Source organism: Leptotrichia shahii, assembly GCF_008327825.1.
In the GTDB taxonomy this organism is placed as follows: Bacteria; Fusobacteriota; Fusobacteriia; order Fusobacteriales; family Leptotrichiaceae; genus Leptotrichia; species Leptotrichia shahii.
On record NZ_AP019827.1, the window covers coordinates 366,421 to 382,962 of the forward strand.

16 protein-coding genes are annotated in these 16,542 nt (G+C 29.4%); 11 read left to right on the forward strand and 5 right to left on the reverse strand.

Features of this window, described 5'->3' with window-relative positions; all coding sequences use genetic code 11:
* Positions 1-67 precede the first annotated feature (67 nt).
* From F1564_RS01780 to F1564_RS01795, 4 genes are read left to right on the forward strand one after another with little or no spacing between them, the layout of a single operon-like run.
* Positions 68-562 carry a septal ring lytic transglycosylase RlpA family protein gene (locus F1564_RS01780; RefSeq protein ID WP_232053385.1) on the forward strand — a complete coding sequence of 165 codons (495 nt, stop codon included), beginning with the start codon at positions 68-70 and terminating at the stop codon, positions 560-562.
* 55 nt (positions 563-617) lie between these two features.
* Entirely contained in the window at positions 618-1,328 is a 711-nt protein-coding gene (fabG, locus tag F1564_RS01785; protein ID WP_018450894.1) for a 3-oxoacyl-ACP reductase FabG, read from the forward strand.
* 7 nt (positions 1,329-1,335) lie between these two features.
* Entirely contained in the window at positions 1,336-1,968 is a 633-nt protein-coding gene (locus F1564_RS01790; RefSeq protein WP_018450893.1) for a ribonuclease H family protein, read from the forward strand.
* 19 nt (positions 1,969-1,987) lie between these two features.
* On the forward strand, positions 1,988-2,446 hold the full coding sequence (locus tag F1564_RS01795; RefSeq protein ID WP_018450892.1) for a hypothetical protein: 459 nt from the start codon (positions 1,988-1,990) through the stop codon (positions 2,444-2,446).
* Between the two features lie 296 nt (positions 2,447-2,742).
* Here F1564_RS01795 and F1564_RS01800 read toward each other — a convergent pair whose 3' ends face one another.
* Positions 2,743-5,016, reverse strand: coding sequence for a RelA/SpoT family protein (locus F1564_RS01800; protein ID WP_018450891.1), 2,274 nt, complete (start codon positions 5,014-5,016; stop codon positions 2,743-2,745).
* A 435-nt stretch (positions 5,017-5,451) separates the two neighbouring features.
* On the opposite strand from F1564_RS01800, the gene sufC reads away from it, so the two are divergent.
* The 5 genes from sufC to sufU all read left to right on the forward strand — a co-directional run bounded on the left by sufC (position 5,452) and on the right by sufU (position 10,796).
* Positions 5,452-6,198, forward strand: a complete 747-nt coding sequence (gene sufC, locus F1564_RS01805; RefSeq protein ID WP_018450890.1) for a Fe-S cluster assembly ATPase SufC — start codon at positions 5,452-5,454, stop codon at positions 6,196-6,198.
* Positions 6,199-6,212: 14 nt separating this feature from the next.
* Positions 6,213-7,643 carry a Fe-S cluster assembly protein SufB gene (sufB, locus tag F1564_RS01810; protein WP_018450889.1) on the forward strand — a complete coding sequence of 477 codons (1,431 nt, stop codon included), beginning with the start codon at positions 6,213-6,215 and terminating at the stop codon, positions 7,641-7,643.
* 138 nt (positions 7,644-7,781) lie between these two features.
* Positions 7,782-8,909: a Fe-S cluster assembly protein SufD gene (gene sufD / locus F1564_RS01815; RefSeq protein ID WP_018450888.1), complete on the forward strand. Its 1,128-nt coding sequence runs from the start codon at positions 7,782-7,784 to the stop codon at positions 8,907-8,909.
* Positions 8,910-9,101: 192 nt separating this feature from the next.
* Positions 9,102-10,307 (forward strand): SufS family cysteine desulfurase, encoded by a 1,206-nt coding sequence (locus F1564_RS01820; protein WP_018450887.1) that lies wholly within the window; start codon positions 9,102-9,104, stop codon positions 10,305-10,307.
* A 39-nt stretch (positions 10,308-10,346) separates the two neighbouring features.
* Entirely contained in the window at positions 10,347-10,796 is a 450-nt protein-coding gene (sufU, locus tag F1564_RS01825; RefSeq protein ID WP_018450886.1) for a Fe-S cluster assembly sulfur transfer protein SufU, read from the forward strand.
* Between the two features lie 252 nt (positions 10,797-11,048).
* On the opposite strand, the gene F1564_RS01830 is transcribed toward sufU, so the two are convergent.
* From F1564_RS01830 to F1564_RS01845, 4 genes are all read right to left on the reverse strand, one after another.
* Positions 11,049-12,383, reverse strand: coding sequence for a spherulation-specific family 4 protein (locus F1564_RS01830; protein WP_018450885.1), 1,335 nt, complete (start codon positions 12,381-12,383; stop codon positions 11,049-11,051).
* A gap of 256 nt (positions 12,384-12,639) precedes the next feature.
* Positions 12,640-13,218: a 5-formyltetrahydrofolate cyclo-ligase gene (locus F1564_RS01835; RefSeq protein ID WP_018450884.1), complete on the reverse strand. Its 579-nt coding sequence runs from the start codon at positions 13,216-13,218 to the stop codon at positions 12,640-12,642.
* Positions 13,219-13,332: 114 nt separating this feature from the next.
* A complete protein-coding gene (cobU, locus tag F1564_RS01840) occupies positions 13,333-13,920 on the reverse strand; it encodes a bifunctional adenosylcobinamide kinase/adenosylcobinamide-phosphate guanylyltransferase (RefSeq protein ID WP_018450883.1) in 588 nt (195 codons plus the stop codon).
* Positions 13,921-13,962: 42 nt separating this feature from the next.
* On the reverse strand, positions 13,963-14,619 hold the full coding sequence (locus F1564_RS01845) for a metalloregulator ArsR/SmtB family transcription factor (protein ID WP_018450882.1): 657 nt from the start codon (positions 14,617-14,619) through the stop codon (positions 13,963-13,965).
* 474 nt (positions 14,620-15,093) lie between these two features.
* Between F1564_RS01845 and trxA the strand changes: the two genes are divergently transcribed.
* Positions 15,094-15,405, forward strand: a complete 312-nt coding sequence (gene trxA / locus F1564_RS01850; RefSeq protein WP_010137541.1) for a thioredoxin — start codon at positions 15,094-15,096, stop codon at positions 15,403-15,405.
* A gap of 108 nt (positions 15,406-15,513) precedes the next feature.
* Positions 15,514-16,449 carry a thioredoxin-disulfide reductase gene (gene trxB / locus F1564_RS01855; protein WP_018450881.1) on the forward strand — a complete coding sequence of 312 codons (936 nt, stop codon included), beginning with the start codon at positions 15,514-15,516 and terminating at the stop codon, positions 16,447-16,449.
* Positions 16,450-16,542: the final 93 nt, after the last annotated feature.

Below are 16,542 nucleotides of genomic sequence, written 5' to 3' on the forward strand. Positions count from 1 at the left end.
AGGAGAGCCTACTAATAAATATTTAGAGAGAATATATTTTAATATATTTTTAGTAGCGAGATATTAAATGAGAAAAATAATTACTATGTTTGCAGGTCTGGTAGTTTCACTATCATTAGTTTCAGAAACAAAAACAGATGAAACAAATATAATTTACATAAAAAAAGAAATGATGAAAGCGGCTGAAAGCGGACCAGATTTAATCGTTTCAAAAAAATCCGAAATTTCTTCTGAAGCAAAAAAATTTGAAACAAAAAGTAAATCTTCACAAAGTGGAGTTGCTTCATATTATGGGAAAAGATTGCACGGAAGCAGAACGGCAAGTGGAGAAAGACATAATTCAAACGAAATGGTAGCTGCACATAAAAGTCTGCCATTTGGAACAAAAGTTAAAGTTACAAATTTAAGCAATGGGAAGGAAGTTGTTGTAAAGATAAATGATAGAGGACCTTTTGCAAAAGGACGTGTAATAGATTTAAGTTATGGAGCTTTTTCAAAAATTGAAAGTCCAGGAAAAGGATTAACAAAAGTAAAATTGGAAGTTCTGAGTAATTTAAATTAATTAAATTATAAAAGAAATAAAATAAAAAAAATAAGAATAGAAAGGTGGAAATATAGTGTTAAATGGTAAAATTGCATTAGTTACAGGCGGTTCAAGAGGAATTGGAAAGGAAATTGCATTAAAATTTGCAGAAAATGGAGCTACAGTTATTTCTGGAGATTTAATTGATCCTGATTACAGCCACGAAAATGTGTCACATATAAAATTAAATGTTACAGATAGGGAAAATATTAAGGAAGTTGCAAAGGAAATCAAGGAAAAATATGGAAGACTGGATATTCTTGTAAATAATGCAGGAATTACAAGAGATTCTTTGCTTCAAAGAATGAAGGAAGCTGACTGGGATTTAGTAATTGATATTAACTTAAAAGGTGTTTACAACGTAATGCAAGGATTTGTTTCATTATTGTTAAAAAGTAAAGCCTCAAGTGTAATTAATATGGCTTCTGTTGTTGGAGTTGATGGAAATGCAGGACAAACTAACTATGCAGCTACCAAAGGTGGAGTAATTGCTATGGCAAAAACTTGGGCAAAGGAATTTGGTAGAAAAAATCTTAGAGCAAATGCAATTGCACCAGGGTTCATCGAAACAAATATGACTCACGTGTTACCCGAAAAAATTGTAGAAAATGTACTTGCAAATACTCCTCTTAGAAAAATGGGAGATGCTGAAGATGTAGCAAATGCAGCATTATATCTAGCAAGTGATATGTCTAAATTCGTTACAGGACAAGTATTAAGAGTTGACGGAGGATTGAACTTATAATCTAAAAATGTCAAAAAATCAAAAATTTTATGCTTATTTCATTATAGGTACAAATGAAAATGGAATACTTGAAAGTTGGGCAGATTGTCAAAAAAAAGTAAGCGGTGAAAAAGCTCGTTATAAATCATTTAAAAGCCTTTTGGAAGCACAAGAATGGCTAAATTCTGGAGCAAATTATGAAAAAAAAGAAAAAAAGAATTTAATAGAATTGCATTCTGAACTGGAACGTGAAGCAATTTATTTTGATGCGGGAACAGGGCGAGGCAATGGCGTGGAAGTCAGATTAACTGATTTTGAGGGCAATTCACTGCTTTACAAGATTATGAATAAAAAAAATATCAATGAATTTGGAAACTATTATGTCGCCAGCACTAGAACAAACAATTTTGGTGAATTAGTTGGTATTTATATAGCTTTTGTCTATGCAAAAAAATATGGCACAAAAATAATTTTTGGAGATAGTTCATTAGTTATCGAATACTGGACTAAAGGGCGATATAACAGTTCCAACCTTGAAAAGGATACAGTTGAACTTATAAAAAAAACCACTTTAATGAGAAATGAGTTTGAGAAAAAAGGAGGAGCTGTAAAAAAAATCTCTGGAGATGTCAATCCAGCTGATTTAGGTTTCCATAAATAATATTAATCAAGGAGATTTTATGAAAAAATTACTACTACTAATAATGATGCTTGTAATGTCTGTTATTGGAACAGCTGCAAAAAAAACTGTAAATAAATCTTTTGAAGGAGAATATGTAAAAGCAACAAATACTTTCACTTATGTAAAAGATAATTTAATATTCCCAAATAAGACAATTAATTATACAGTAAAAGATGATTCTGGATTACTGGATCAGATTTATAATTTTATTGGTCAAAAATATGGAGTTACAGATACTGATATTGTCGTTTTAGATGTTGTCGGTACTATTTCCAATAAAAATGGAATCATAACTATTAAAAAAATAAATAATTATCAAATACCTGAGGATAGATTACATCCATTTGAATTTAAATCATCAACTACTAATAATACATCAAATGATGAAACTGAAACACCAAGTACACCAAATCTAAATAATACTGGTTCATTCTTTAATCAGGAAAATCAAAATTAGTATTTATTAAATACTATTCCCATTAAATAGTAAATTTGCTATAAATTATTTTTGACAAGGGATTAAGTCCCTTGTCATTATTTTTTATAAGTTATTAATTTATTGAATTATATTTTTCATAAAAGTTATATTCAATATTTAAAATAATTTATAATAACTATAAAAATTACAATTATGAAAAATAAAAAAATGATTTTTTTTGTAATGTATATAAATATTTTGAATAATAATATGAATAAAATTAATGTAATTAAAAATTTTAAATCCATATAAATTCCCCCTTTTAAAAATACTCTTTATTTTTTTATTATATCTATTATTTCCGACATTGATTTTAAATTGTTTGACAATCTTTCAAAATCTTCACGACTTTTTATTGTTATTCTTAAATGTATGAGCATTCGTTTGTTCCCATTTTCTTTAAAGGTATTTGTATTTACATTTAGAAGGTTCATTTTATATTCGTTTAAAATTCGGATTATATCTAGAAGTAATCCGTTTCGGTCTGAAGCCTTTATTGTAAAATTAAATTCGTATGTTGTATTGGCAGATATTGCAGATTCATCCCAGTAAACGTCAACCTCTCTTTCAGGTTCCTTTTCCATAAGGGAAATAAAATTTTCACAATCTGAACGATGTATTGCAATTCCACGACCTCTCGTTACATAACCACCTATTTCATCACCTGGAAGCGGACTGCAGCATTTTGCAAAACGGTACATTGTGTTTTCAGTTCCAGATATTTTAATACCGCCGTTTTTTTCCTTTTGTCTATTTGCCTTTTCTGTTTCTTCCTCAAGCACCTTTTCCAGAGCCTTTTCTTCCTTTTTCTCAAATTTATTCAAAAATCCGTCAAGTGACAAATCTCCAATGGCGAATCTATAAAATAATGTTTTATTATCAGGAATATTGAATTTTTTCATATAAAGGAAAACACGTTCATCTTCAAGCATATCCTTTAACTTTAAACCAAGCCTTTCAAATTCTTTTTCTAAAATTTGTTCCCCTTCTTTAGACTTTTCTTCAAATTCCCTATCTTTGAACCATTTTCTAATTTTTACACGTGAACTATGGTTATTTACCATTTCAATCCAGTCTTTTCCAGGTCCCTTATTAATATTTTTAGAAGTCATAATTTCGACTTTATCCCCGTTTTTAAGCACTTGATTAAGCTGTGTAATTCTTCCGTTTACCTTTACTCCGATTGTTCTGTACCCAATTTGTGTATGAACTTGAAATGCAAAGTCGAGTGCAGTTGAATTTCTAGGCATTTCCACAACATCATCTTTAGGCGTAAATACGAATATTGTCTGTTTAAGCACATCTCCAGTAACTTCTTGGGCAAATCCCTTTTGTTCCTTCTCATCTATTTTTCTTTGAACAGAATCTGTTAATTTTTTTGCATCTGCATAAAATTTTTCATTTTTAGATTTTGATTTTTTGTCTTTGTATTTCCAATGTGCAGCAACTCCTTCTTCTGCAATTTCGTGCATTTTTCTTGTTCTAATTTGAATCTCTACATTTTGGTCATTTACTCCTTTTACTGTTGTATGGATGGATTGGTAACCATTTGGTTTTGACTGTGAGATATAATCCTTGAAACGTTTAAATACAGGGATAAATAAATCGTGAATTATTCCAAGCACATTATAGCATTCATTTTTCTTCTCAACGATAATTCTTATTGCGATTAAATCATGCAAATCCACAAATCTTTTTTCCTTTTCGTGCATTTTTCGGTAAATGCTGTATAAATGTTTTGGACGCCCAGTAACTTCTCCATTTATATTATTTTTTTTAAGCTCTTCCTTTATTTTTTCGATGAATTTTGCCGTGTATTCTTCACGTTCTTTTCTTTTGGAATTAACAAGTTCTTTAATTTCATAATAGTCATCTGGATACAAAAATCTAAAACTTATATCTTCTAGTTCCCATTTTATTCTAGCCATTCCGATTCTATGGGCAATTGGTGCATAAATTTCAAGAGTTTCTTTAGATTTTTCCAGCTGTTTTTGAGGTTTCATATATTTTAACGTTCTCATATTATGAAGCCTGTCTGCCAATTTTATAATTACAACCCGAATATCCTCAGACATTGCAACAACCATTTTTCGTATATTTTCTAATTTTTTACTATTTGTTCTTGGCAAATTTCTAAGTTTTGTAACACCATCTACGAGTTTTTTCACATTTACTCCAAAGCTATATTCTATATCTGAAAGGGATATAAGCGTATCTTCAACCACATCATGCAACAGTCCAGCCACAATCGTATCTGTATCCATTTGCATATCAGCAAGTATTTCTGCGACTTCCACAGGATGTAGAATATAATCTTCTCCACTTTTTCTCTTCTGTCCGATATGTGACTCATAAGCGAGTGTAAAAGCCTCTGAAATCTTGTCCATATCTACATCTAGACCATTTTTTTTAATTGTATCCGTCAACTGTTGCAGCAGTTCATCATAGCTTTTATTTATTATTACAGGAACGTTTGTATTTCCCATTTCATCATCTGTCATTTTCCAGTCATTTTTTACCTTGCTTTTTTCATCCATTTCCTTATTCATCCTCCTTGTGTCAAAGAAAATTCATTTTATACTGAATTACATAAAAAATAGAATAATATTTTAGCAAAGATTAAGCTAGTTTGCTAAAAATAACTTATAAAAAATTCGCTATTTAAATAGGGAATGATATTATGTAATTTTATTGAAATAATAGATTTATTATATTCTTCTTAAAATTATTTTACTATATATTTAAAAAAATCTATTATAAAGTTTTACATTGTTAATTATTTTTGTTTTGAAAGTCTAAATTATTGAAAAATGTAAAAATTAATATTTGTAAAGATATTTAATTTGATAAACAAATAAATTTATGATAAAATTAGTTTAAGAACAAAATGTAAAAATTAAATATGTTCTGGTTAATATATCTTATTTTTTTCAGTTTATAAAATTTGGATATATTTATAAAATTTTTTTGGAGGTAAAATTAACATGAGTTTGTTAGAATTAAAAAATGTAAGATCGGAAGTAGAAGGAAAAGAAATCCTAAAGGGATTAAATTTAACTATAAATAAAGGGGAAGTTCACGTAATTATGGGACCTAATGGGGCTGGAAAATCAACGCTTGCAAGTATTCTTGTGGGACATCCAAAGCATGAACTGGTTTCTGGGGATATTATTCTGGATGGAGAAAATATTAATGATGCTGCTGTAGATGAAAGGGCTAAAAAGGGGATTTTCCTATCATTCCAATATCCAGAGGAAATACCAGGGCTTACTGTGGAGGATTTCTTGAGAACGGCAAAGGAAGCTGTTACTGGGGAAAAACAATATTTGATGCAATTTCACAATGAGTTGGTGGAAAAAATGGAAAAACTTCATATAAATCCTGAATATGCAGATAGACATCTGAATGTTGGATTCTCTGGTGGAGAAAAGAAAAAGAATGAAATTTTGCAAATGGCAGTTTTAGAACCGAAATTGGCTATTCTGGATGAAACTGATTCTGGGCTTGACATTGATGCGACAAAGATTGTATTTGAAGGAGTTCAAAAGTTAAAGACTAAGGATACAGCTTTGCTTATAATTACTCACTATGATAAAGTTCTTGACTATTTGAAGCCTGATTTTGTTCATATTTTAATGAATGGAAAGATTGTAAAGACAGGCGGACAAGAATTAGTGGAAAGAATTGAAAAAGAAGGTTATGCTAAAATAAAAGAAGAATTAGGATTATAAAATTTGATTACAGAATGGAAAGTGTGGGAATAATGGAAAATAGAAAAAAAACATATATTGCGGATATTGAGCGTGGTGTTTATGATATAAAGGATGAAGAGCATTATAGATATAAAGTTGAAAAAGGGCTTACTCCAGAAATTATTAAAAAAATTTCAGAAAGAAAAAATGAGCCTGAATGGATGAGGGAATTTAGATTAAAGGCATTGGAAGTTTATAATTCAAAGCCAATGACTGATTGGGGTCCAGATTTATCAGACCTTGACATGAATGACATTGTACATTATTTAGAGCCTGATTCGGCACCAATGAATGAAAATTGGGATGATGTGCCAAGCTATATAAGGGATACATTTGACAGGCTTGGTATTCCAGAAGCTGAAAAGCAGTCACTTGCGGGAGTAGGAGCACAGTATGACTCTGAAGTGGTTTATCACAGCGTTCATAAGGAACTGGAAGAACAAGGAGTGATTTATACAGATATTGAAACAGCAATTGTAAAATATGGAGATATGCTAAAGGAATATTTTATGACATTAATTACAGTCAATGACCATAAATTCGCAGCATTGCACGGAGCAGTATGGTCTGGAGGATCATTTATTTATGTTCCAAAAGGAGTAAAGGTAAAAATGCCATTGCAGTCATATTTTAGGCTAAATGCACCAGAAGCTGGACAATTTGAACATACCCTTATAATTGTTGATGAAGGAGCAGATTTACATTTTATCGAAGGATGTTCAGCACCTAAATATCAAAAAAATGCATTACATGCAGGAGCAGTAGAACTTTTTGTTAGAAAAGGGGCAAGATTAAGATATTCTACGATTGAAAACTGGTCAAGAAATATGTATAACTTAAATACAAAAAGAGCATTGGTGGAAGAAGACGGAGTAATAGAATGGGTGTCAGGATCATTTGGATCAAGAGTTTCTATGCTTTATCCAATGAGTATTTTAAAGGGAGATCGTTCAAGATGTGAATTTACAGGAGTTACATTTGCTGCAGCTGGGCAATATTTAGACACAGGATGTAAAATTATTCATCAGGGGAAAAATACAAGCTCGACAGTTCATTCAAAATCTATTTCAAAAAATGGAGGAACAGCTTTTTACAGAGGACTTTTAAAAGTTCTGCCAGAAGCAACGGGAACAAGATCAACTGTAGAATGTGAATCATTAATGCTGGATAATGAATCAACTTCAGATACAATACCAATAATTGATATAAATAACGACAGTGTGGATATTGGACATGAAGCAAAAATTGGAAGAATAAGTGATGAAGCAATATTTTATTTGATGTCAAGAGGTATTAGCGAAGATGAGGCAAAGGCGATGATTGTAAGAGGATTCGTTGAGCCAATTTCAAAAGAATTACCGCTTGAATATGCAGTTGAATTGAATAAGCTGATTGAATTGGAACTTGAAGGGACAATTGGATAATTAAAAGACTTTAGATCTGTTTGATAACTATATGGATTTAAAATTGTATAAAATAGATATTATCTAGCAAGGGGTCTTGACCCCTTTTCAAAAAAAATTACAAATACATTTATTGCTTAAAAAATGAGAGGAGAGAAAATGTTAGAAAAATCAAGCATACAGAATCTTGATAACAGCGATTACAGATTAAAAATCTTTGAAGAATATAAAACGCTTGAAAAGGTTAATTGGAAAAGAGTAGGCTACCAGTATGAAGAACCTGAAGCATTTAAGGAATTTAATAATTTGGAAATAAAAAATGAAAATCAGGATGGAGTTGTTATAAAAAATATAAGTGAATCGTTAGAAGAATTGGAAAAATTGAAAAATGACAATGATTATGGATTAGGAGATTTTTTCAAAAAGCAAAATTTTGCTTTTTATAACGAAGGGAAATATTTGAAAATTAGAGAAAGAAAAAAAATTGATAAGCCAATTTATTTAAATTATCATACAAATAAGGAAAATAACTTTTTAGTTGACTATAATGTAATTGAAGTGGAAGATTTTGCAAAAGTTACAGTAATTATTAATTATGATTCACTAGATGAAACACCAGTTTATCATAATGGAATTATCAAAGTGGTTACTGGAAGAAATTCAGAAGTAAAAATTATAAAAATACAGACATTAAATACCAAAAGCTCTAATTTTGAATCATCAAAAATTGAAACAATGGGACAAGGAAAAACCGAATATTATAGCGTTGAATTAGGTGGGAAAATTAATGCGATAAGCCATAAATCATATCTTGAAGAAGATTCATCAGAAGTTTATGTATGGCCTGCATATCTTGCTGATGAAGACAGAAAGCTGGACTTGGAATATTCGGTAGTATTTCGTGGACGTAGAACGATTGGGGAGCTTCAGGCAAGGGGAGCTGTAAAGGATACTGCTAAAAAGGTATTCCGTGGAAACCTTTACTTTAAGCAAGGTTCTAGCAAGTCTGAAGGACGTGAAGGAGAATTTGCGATTTTATTAAATGATGAAATAAAAGCTGATTCCATTCCAACGTTATTTTGTAGTGAAGATGACGTTATTGGAGAACATGCGGCTTCTGTTGGGAAAGTTGACGAAGCTAAGTTATTTTATTTAATGAGCCGTGGACTCTCTGAAAGCAGGGCAAAAAAATTAATAGTCGAATCTTCATTCCGTCCAATAATGGATAACATTGATGATGAAAAATTGAGAGATAAATTATTTGATGAATTGGAAAGAAGAATTTAAAAAATTAGAATATAATACTATTTCTTATTTAAATAGCAGATTTTTTACAAGGGTTCAAGCCCCTTGTCAGTAAATAAAATATAATTTCTGTTTTTTTATGAGGGTTTAGTATAAGTTTGAAAAAATGCCCGCAAAGTGATATAATTTTGTATTACTTGTGGGCAAAATTGTAATTATAAGGAGGGAAAAAATATGGATTATAGAAAAGAATTTCCAATATTTAAAAATAGAGATAGCCATTATCTAGATACAGCGGCAACTTCACAAAAGCCAAAAAGAGTCCTAGATAAAATTATGGAATATTATGAAAAATATAATGGAAATCCAGGACGTGGTTCACATACATTGTCTATGGAAGCCTCAAATTTAATGGCAAATGCACGTAAAACTGTACAAAAGTTCATTAATGCAAAATACGATAAGGAAGTTATTTTTACAAAAAATACGACAGAATCAATTAATTTAATAGCTTATTCCTATGGAATAGAATTTATAAATGAAAATGATGAAATAATACTGGGAGTTTCCAATCATCATGCAAATATTGTGCCGTGGCAATTTGTGGCAGAAAAGAAAAATGCCAAGATAAAATTTGTATATCTTACTGAAAATGGACAGTTTGATATTGAAGATTTTAAAAGTAAATTGTCTGATAAAACAAAACTTGTGGCAGTTTCTGCCGTGGTAAATGTTACAGGAGTTATTCAGCCGATAAAAGAGATTATCGAAATCACACGTAATAGAAATAAAAATGCACTTGTTCTTGTAGACGCTGCACAGTCAATGCTGCACTTTAGACATGATGTTCAAGATTTCGATGCAGATTTTCTTGTATTTTCAGGGCATAAACTGTTTACACCGATGGGAATTGGAGTTATGTATGGAAAAAAGGAGCTTCTTGAGAAAATGCCGCCTTTTTTGTATGGTGGAGATATGATTGAGTTTGTAACAGAGCAAAAATCAACATTTGCACAGCTTCCTAATAAGTTTGAAGGTGGGACTCAAAATGTGGAAGGAGCTGTAACTTTGGAGGAAGCGATTAATTTTATTGAGGAAATAAGTTATGAGAAAATCAATGAAATTGAAAATTCACTTACAAAAAATGCTTTGGAGAAATTGAAAAAATTGGATTTTGTCGAAACATATTTTACAAAGGATGTTGAACATACTGGAATTATTGCCTTTAACGTGAAAAATGTACATTCCCACGATGTGGCATTTATATTGGATTCTTATGATGTGGCAGTTCGTTCAGGACATCATTGTGCTCAGCCTTTGATGAACTATCTAGGAATACCGTCGTGCTGCCGTGCTAGTTTTAGCATTTACAATAACGAAGAGGATATTGATAAATTGATAGAAGGGCTTTTAAAAGTAAAAGAAGTTTTTGGATTATAGAAAAAAAGTAAAAAATAAAAATTTGAAAAGAAGGTTATTATGAATTTAGAAAAAATTTATCAGCAGACAATACTAGAATACAGTAGACGTAGAGAATTAAACCGTGAAATTGAAAATCCGACATTTGCTGAAAGAGGGCATAATCCAAACTGTGGAGATGACTTAACTTTGGAAATAAAAACTGATGAAAATGACATAATAGAAGATGCTGCATTTATCGGTTCTGGATGTGCTATTTCAACAGCTTCTATGGCTATGCTGATTGACTTGATAAAAGGAAAGACAATGAAAGAGGCAAAAGAAAAGGTAGATTTATTTTTTAAAATGATGAAGCAGGAGGAAAAGCTGACAAGGGAAGAAAGTAAAAAATTAGGAGATGCGGTACTTATGGAGTATGTAGCTCAAATGCCTGCAAGGGTCAAATGTGCTACATTGAGTTGGCACTCACTAAAGGTAATTGTGGAAAAGAGCGGAATACAAGAACAATAAAAATTATATTTTATTTATAGTAAGAATGATTTAAAACTGAACTCGAAAGCTATGACTATTTTACCCAAACCCTAAGTTTATATAATTTTTAATAATTCAATTTTGAATGGATTTGAGTATATTTTCTAACAAGGGGCTTTACCCCTTGCAAAGAAATTCATAGTTAATTCGTTGCTTAAATGGAAAAAAGTATTAATAAAAAAGCTGTATCATAAATATCTATGAAACAGCCTATTTTTTTATTTATATTTATTAGACATCCCAATTTTTATTTAAATCAAATTTAAAATCTCCAGATTCATTTATTTTTTCTGAAGGCTTTACAGTAAATTCTTCTAAAATGTTGTATCCGATATTAAGATAAGAAAGCAATATTTCAGGTTTACAATGAAAATTTAGAAGATTCCAGAAATCAAGACTTGAAATTTTGAGATTTCCGCTAATGCTATATTTTCCTGATGAAATAAATTTTTGTAAACCAAATTCATCTTCTATTTTGGGATTTTTTGTAATTTCTTCAGATGCAGGATTTTCTGAATTATCAGAGATTGATTCTGTATTTTTATTTTCCATCGTTAATTGTTCAGATAAAGTGTCTTTTACATCTGAAAGATTTTCAAGTCTGGGAGTATTTATTGACATTATTAGATTTTCAAAATTTTGTGGCAAATCACCATAAGGAATATTTGGAATATCAGTTGCTATCATTAGAAAACCTGCATTTCGTTCTTTTGATAATTTTAATAGAGTTTCGTATTGTTCAGATGTTGCAGAATGAATAACATGGACAATACGGTTTGCATTTTTAGGATCATTTTCAAAATTATAGGTTCTTGGCGTCCAATGATTGATGTAGTTATCGGCGGATTGTTCACTTGTTAGCCATAAATCAGAATATTTGGACATTTCGTCAGTTATTGTGCCTCCGGGATTTGCAACTACGATTGAGTCAGGATATTTATTTTTTATATGCGTGTATATTTGTGCCATATAATCGACTTCTAGCGGATTTGTTCCTGATGAGATTTCATCAATAAAAATTCCAGAAATATTGTTTGAGCCGTAAAATTGTATATAATTATCAATTTCAAAAGTTACTTTTTTTATACTTTTTGTATATTCATCTGTTGTGATATATCCCAAATTTTTAATTCCCATTTCCTTATTTTTTCTAATTTGTACAATATATTCATATTCTGCCTTGTCAGAAGGTCCATTTGCAGGATTAATAATAACATAGGGAACTGTTGTTTCATTTTTAGTGGAATTTTTTTCATTAATTTCTTTAGATTCTGAAAAAGAATCGTTAATTGGACTTTTATGAAATCCATTTGTATATCCAAAATCCACTTTAAATTTATCTTCAATTTTTAGATTATTTTTAATAATATCATAAATTTCTTCGTTTTTTGAAAAATCATTATTTTTTTTATTTGATAAATTTCTTTTATTTTGAGATAATTTCTTATTTGAAATATTTACGGATGGAGCATTATTTGATTCCACTTTTTCTCCAAATCCTAAACCTGTCATTCCTGCTAAAAAAGATGGGATTAAAAAATTATTATTTTTCAACTTTTTCTTCATACAAACCTCCTTTCTAAAATTTCATCTCCTTTAAAATTTTTTGACCAATAAAAATTTTAAAATAATAAATTCGGACTAATTAAATTTGGGTTGTAGTCCGAATTAGAATATAACCAAATCCCATTAATATTGTGTTAGATAAGAATGAATAAATTTTTTTGGGAATATTATAGGATATTTTATTTATTTTAGCAATATATATTATCATTTTTTTTTTATAATTTCAAGAGAAAATTTTTTTTAATTTATTTAAAAATCATATAATTTCACTTTCATTAATAATAAAGTCCAAAGTTATATCATGCCCTTCAATCGGCACTTCCTCAATCATTTGGAAATCATAGCAAACACCTATAAATAAAGCCTTCTTATTTTGTTTTCTAACTTTATTCAAAAAAGTGTCATAATACCCGCCACCAAATCCAATCCTATTTTTCTTAAAATCAAAGGCAAGTGCTGGAACAATCACAATATCCAATATTTTTTCGTCATAAAAATCATTGGAAGAAGATTCATAATAGCCAAATTTGTGTAAAATAAGCTCATTTTCGTTATATTTGTTAATTTTCATTTCTCTGTTTTTGCTATTTACAATTTTTGAAATAAAAAAATTTTTTTTAGGGTAAAATTCTAATAATTTTGTAATTCTAACTTCATTTTTCATATCCATAAAAATCATTATATTTTGAGCATTTTTTAGATATGGAGATAAATTTTTTATAATTAATTCACTTTTTTTGTCTACTTCTTCAATAGAAAGATTATTTCTTTTTTCTAAAATTTGTTTTCTAATTTTATCTTTTTTTATTTGCAAATCTGTTTTTTGTTTTCCCATATTAAAATTATCCTCCTTTGTTTTGATTTATTTTTTATTGTGAAGGGTCAAGATATCTTGCTTTAGGATATTTATTTTATCAAATTCTGAGTTTGTATAGTTATCAATTATTATTTATTTTATTTTCATTGGAATCCCAGAAACTACAAAATACACTTCATCTGCCTTTTCTGCCACAATCTGATTCATTTTCCCAGCAATTTCACGAAAATACCTTCCAAGTGGATAACTTGGGACAAGCCCCATTCCCAGCTCATTTGACACAATTACAGTATTTTCAAATTGATTTGTAATATTTAAAAGCTCATCTACAGAGTTTTTTACATTTTTATTTAATTTTTTTAAAGTTTGAATATACAATTTTTTCTCAAAATTGTTCCAGTCAATATTTTGATTTTCAAAAATTATGTTAGTAATCATATTTGTAAGGCAGTCTACAAGCATATTATTTTTTATTTTATCATTATTTTCAAAAAAATTATTCAATTTATTTTTAAAATTCCTGTAAGTTTCTACTGTAAACCAGTCATTTTTTCTCCTTTTTTTATGAAGTCGAACTTTTTCTTTCATTTCCTCATCAAACACAAGCGATGTTGCTAGATATATATTTTTCTGATTTCCGTTATTCAATTTTAAAAGCATCTCTTCAGCAAATTTGCTTTTACCGCTTTTAGCTCCGCCAGTAACAAAAATTAATCCCATTTTATCTCCTGTTTTATATTTTTTATTTTTAATTCAATAAAGTTAAAAATTTTTATTTTTCTGCCAGTCATAATAGCTTTGATTCAGGCTATATGCCTGAAAACCGTTATCATTTAACAATTTGGAAGCCAAATTTGCATAGGCGCAGTTTCTTCCTCTGCAATAAACAATGATTTTCTTATCTCTTGGCAAATTTTTAATATTTTTTTCAAGATATTTCATCGGAATATTAATTGCATTTTCTATATGGCTTGAATTAAATTCATCTTCAGGTCGTAAATCTATTATTAGTGTTTTGTTTTGTCTTGCCATTTCATATGCCTGCTCTAATGTAATAGGACGGATTTTCATACAGCTGTCATTAAATTCATTGTGTATTCGCTGAATATCTGCCAGCTGCTTTTCTCCCACGCCAATTAAAAGATACACCAAGTCAATTATCTGCGTATTTGCAATTTCGTAGACAACATAATTTCCCTTTTTTTCATTAATGACTAGGTTTCCATCCTTTAAAATCTGCAAATGCCTAGAAGTATTTGCGATGCTCATTCCTGTTTCATTTGAAATACTTTCCACAGTTTTTGCCCCTTGTACAAGCAGATCCAATATTTCAATCCTTTTTTCACTAGACAGGCATTTTCCAATTTTTGATAATCCTGAATACAGGCTATTTTTGTAATTTTCACATATTTTATCCATTTATTTATCTTCCTTTTCAATTATATACTCGAACTCGTAAAAATTAAACTGTTAAAAATCATATAAACTTAGGGTTTGAGTGAAATAGTCATAATTTTTGAGTTTAGTTTTAAATTGGTTTTACTGTAATAGTAAAATTTTTTTAAAGTCAAACTTGAATTTTGCTTAAACTTCTAGCTCTGTATAATTTATACTATTTTCAATTTAAATTTTATATCGAATAAATGTGATATAATTTCTGTTTTTTAAATGAAATTTAGTTAAAATTAATTTAAATATTGATAAAGTTCAAGCATAATTTTAAAATTTTAAATAAAAGTATTGACAATTTTTTTTAAATATGATACTATTCAATTACTTGATTGAATAGTTGATTTTCTAAAAATAGTATAACACAAATTTTTTAAAAAATAAACTATAAATTTACTAACTTAAATAAAGAAAAAAATAAAAAAAGAAAGAGGATGATGTAAAATGGCATTAAATTTAAATAAAGATAATTTTGAACAAAGTATTGCAAATGGAGTGGCTCTAGTTGACTTTTGGGCTAGCTGGTGCGGACCTTGTAAAATGCAGCTTCCTATTATTGAAGAATTTTCAGGAGAAATGGAAGGAAAAGCTACAGTTGGAAAAGTAAATGTAGATGAAGAATTGGAATTGGCACAATCTTTTGGAATCCAAAGTATTCCTACATTAATTTTATTCAAAGATGGGAAACCTGTTAAAAAATTAGTTGGATTACATTCAAAAGAAGCACTTTATGAAGAAGTAAATCAAGTGTTATAATTACAATCAGGTGAAATAGGTTATTAAAGAAATATTTATTTATAGGATAAGTCTAGTGGTCATTTTTTCACTAGACTTTAATAATATAAAAAAGGAATGGTGAAAAATATGTACGATTCAGTAATCATTGGATCAGGACCGGCAGGACTTACAGCTGCAATTTATTTAAGCCGTGCTGGACTAAAAAATATAGTGATAAATGGAATGGAGCCAGGCGGACAGCTTACAACAACAACAGAAGTTGAAAACTTTCCGGGATTTCCACAAGGAATCTCAGGACCGCAATTAATGGAAGATATAAAATCTCAATCCCAAAATTTTGGGACTGAATTTTTGCAAGCGGTGGTAAAGGATATTAAAGATGTTGAAAATAATGGGAAAAAGACATTTGAGTTACATTTAGATAATGGAAATATTGTAGAAACAAAGACAATAATTTTATCAACAGGAGCAAGTGCAAAATATCTTGGAATTGAAAATGAAAAGGAAAATATTGGAAAAGGAGTTAGTGCCTGTGCCACTTGTGATGGATTTTTTTATCGTGGAAAAGAAGTAGTTGTAATTGGCGGGGGAGATACTGCAATGGAAGAGGCAATTTTTTTAACAAAATTTGTAAATAAAGTTACTATTATTAATAGAAGAGATATTTTACGTGCTTCTGCAATCATGCAAAAAAGAGCAAAAGATAATGATAAAATCGAATGGAAATTGGATTACACGCCTAAAAAAGTATTGGCAGATGAAAAAGTTACAGGAATTGAACTTATAAATAACAAAACAGGTAAAACTGAAACTTTGGCAACAGATGGAATTTTTGTAGCAATTGGAAGAACTCCAAATACAAAATTTCTTGAGGGAAAAGTTGAAATTGATAACAGAGGCTATATTGCAACCAAAGGAAAATCTTCTAAAACAAGTACTTCTGGAATTTTTGCAGCTGGAGATGTTCAAGATAGCAAATATCAGCAAGCAATTGTTGCAGCGGGAAGTGGAGCAATTGCGGCACTTGATGTGGAAGAATATTTGAGGGAAAATAATTTGTAATTTTTTAGATTGAAAATATTGAAGAAACTGTCTTAAATAAATAGATAGTTTCTTTTTTTATTTATAATATATATTTATAGTATTAATTGCCAC

What these genes read in the sequence shown, in the direction of transcription:
- F1564_RS01780 (WP_232053385.1), top strand. Translation starts at nt 68, where the DNA reads ATGAGAAAAATAATTACTATGTTTGCAGGTCTGGTAGTTTCACTATCA.
- F1564_RS01790 (WP_018450893.1), top strand. Translation starts at nt 1,336, where the DNA reads ATGTCAAAAAATCAAAAATTTTATGCTTATTTCATTATAGGTACAAAT.
- F1564_RS01795 (WP_018450892.1), top strand. Translation starts at nt 1,988, where the DNA reads ATGAAAAAATTACTACTACTAATAATGATGCTTGTAATGTCTGTTATT.
- F1564_RS01800 (WP_018450891.1), bottom strand. Translation starts at nt 5,016, where the DNA reads ATGAATAAGGAAATGGATGAAAAAAGCAAGGTAAAAAATGACTGGAAA.
- sufC (WP_018450890.1), top strand. Translation starts at nt 5,452, where the DNA reads ATGAGTTTGTTAGAATTAAAAAATGTAAGATCGGAAGTAGAAGGAAAA.
- sufB (WP_018450889.1), top strand. Translation starts at nt 6,213, where the DNA reads ATGGAAAGTGTGGGAATAATGGAAAATAGAAAAAAAACATATATTGCG.
- sufD (WP_018450888.1), top strand. Translation starts at nt 7,782, where the DNA reads ATGTTAGAAAAATCAAGCATACAGAATCTTGATAACAGCGATTACAGA.
- F1564_RS01820 (WP_018450887.1), top strand. Translation starts at nt 9,102, where the DNA reads ATGGATTATAGAAAAGAATTTCCAATATTTAAAAATAGAGATAGCCAT.
- sufU (WP_018450886.1), top strand. Translation starts at nt 10,347, where the DNA reads ATGAATTTAGAAAAAATTTATCAGCAGACAATACTAGAATACAGTAGA.
- F1564_RS01830 (WP_018450885.1), bottom strand. Translation starts at nt 12,383, where the DNA reads ATGAAGAAAAAGTTGAAAAATAATAATTTTTTAATCCCATCTTTTTTA.
- F1564_RS01835 (WP_018450884.1), bottom strand. Translation starts at nt 13,218, where the DNA reads ATGGGAAAACAAAAAACAGATTTGCAAATAAAAAAAGATAAAATTAGA.
- cobU (WP_018450883.1), bottom strand. Translation starts at nt 13,920, where the DNA reads ATGGGATTAATTTTTGTTACTGGCGGAGCTAAAAGCGGTAAAAGCAAA.
- F1564_RS01845 (WP_018450882.1), bottom strand. Translation starts at nt 14,619, where the DNA reads ATGGATAAAATATGTGAAAATTACAAAAATAGCCTGTATTCAGGATTA.
- trxA (WP_010137541.1), top strand. Translation starts at nt 15,094, where the DNA reads ATGGCATTAAATTTAAATAAAGATAATTTTGAACAAAGTATTGCAAAT.
- trxB (WP_018450881.1), top strand. Translation starts at nt 15,514, where the DNA reads ATGTACGATTCAGTAATCATTGGATCAGGACCGGCAGGACTTACAGCT.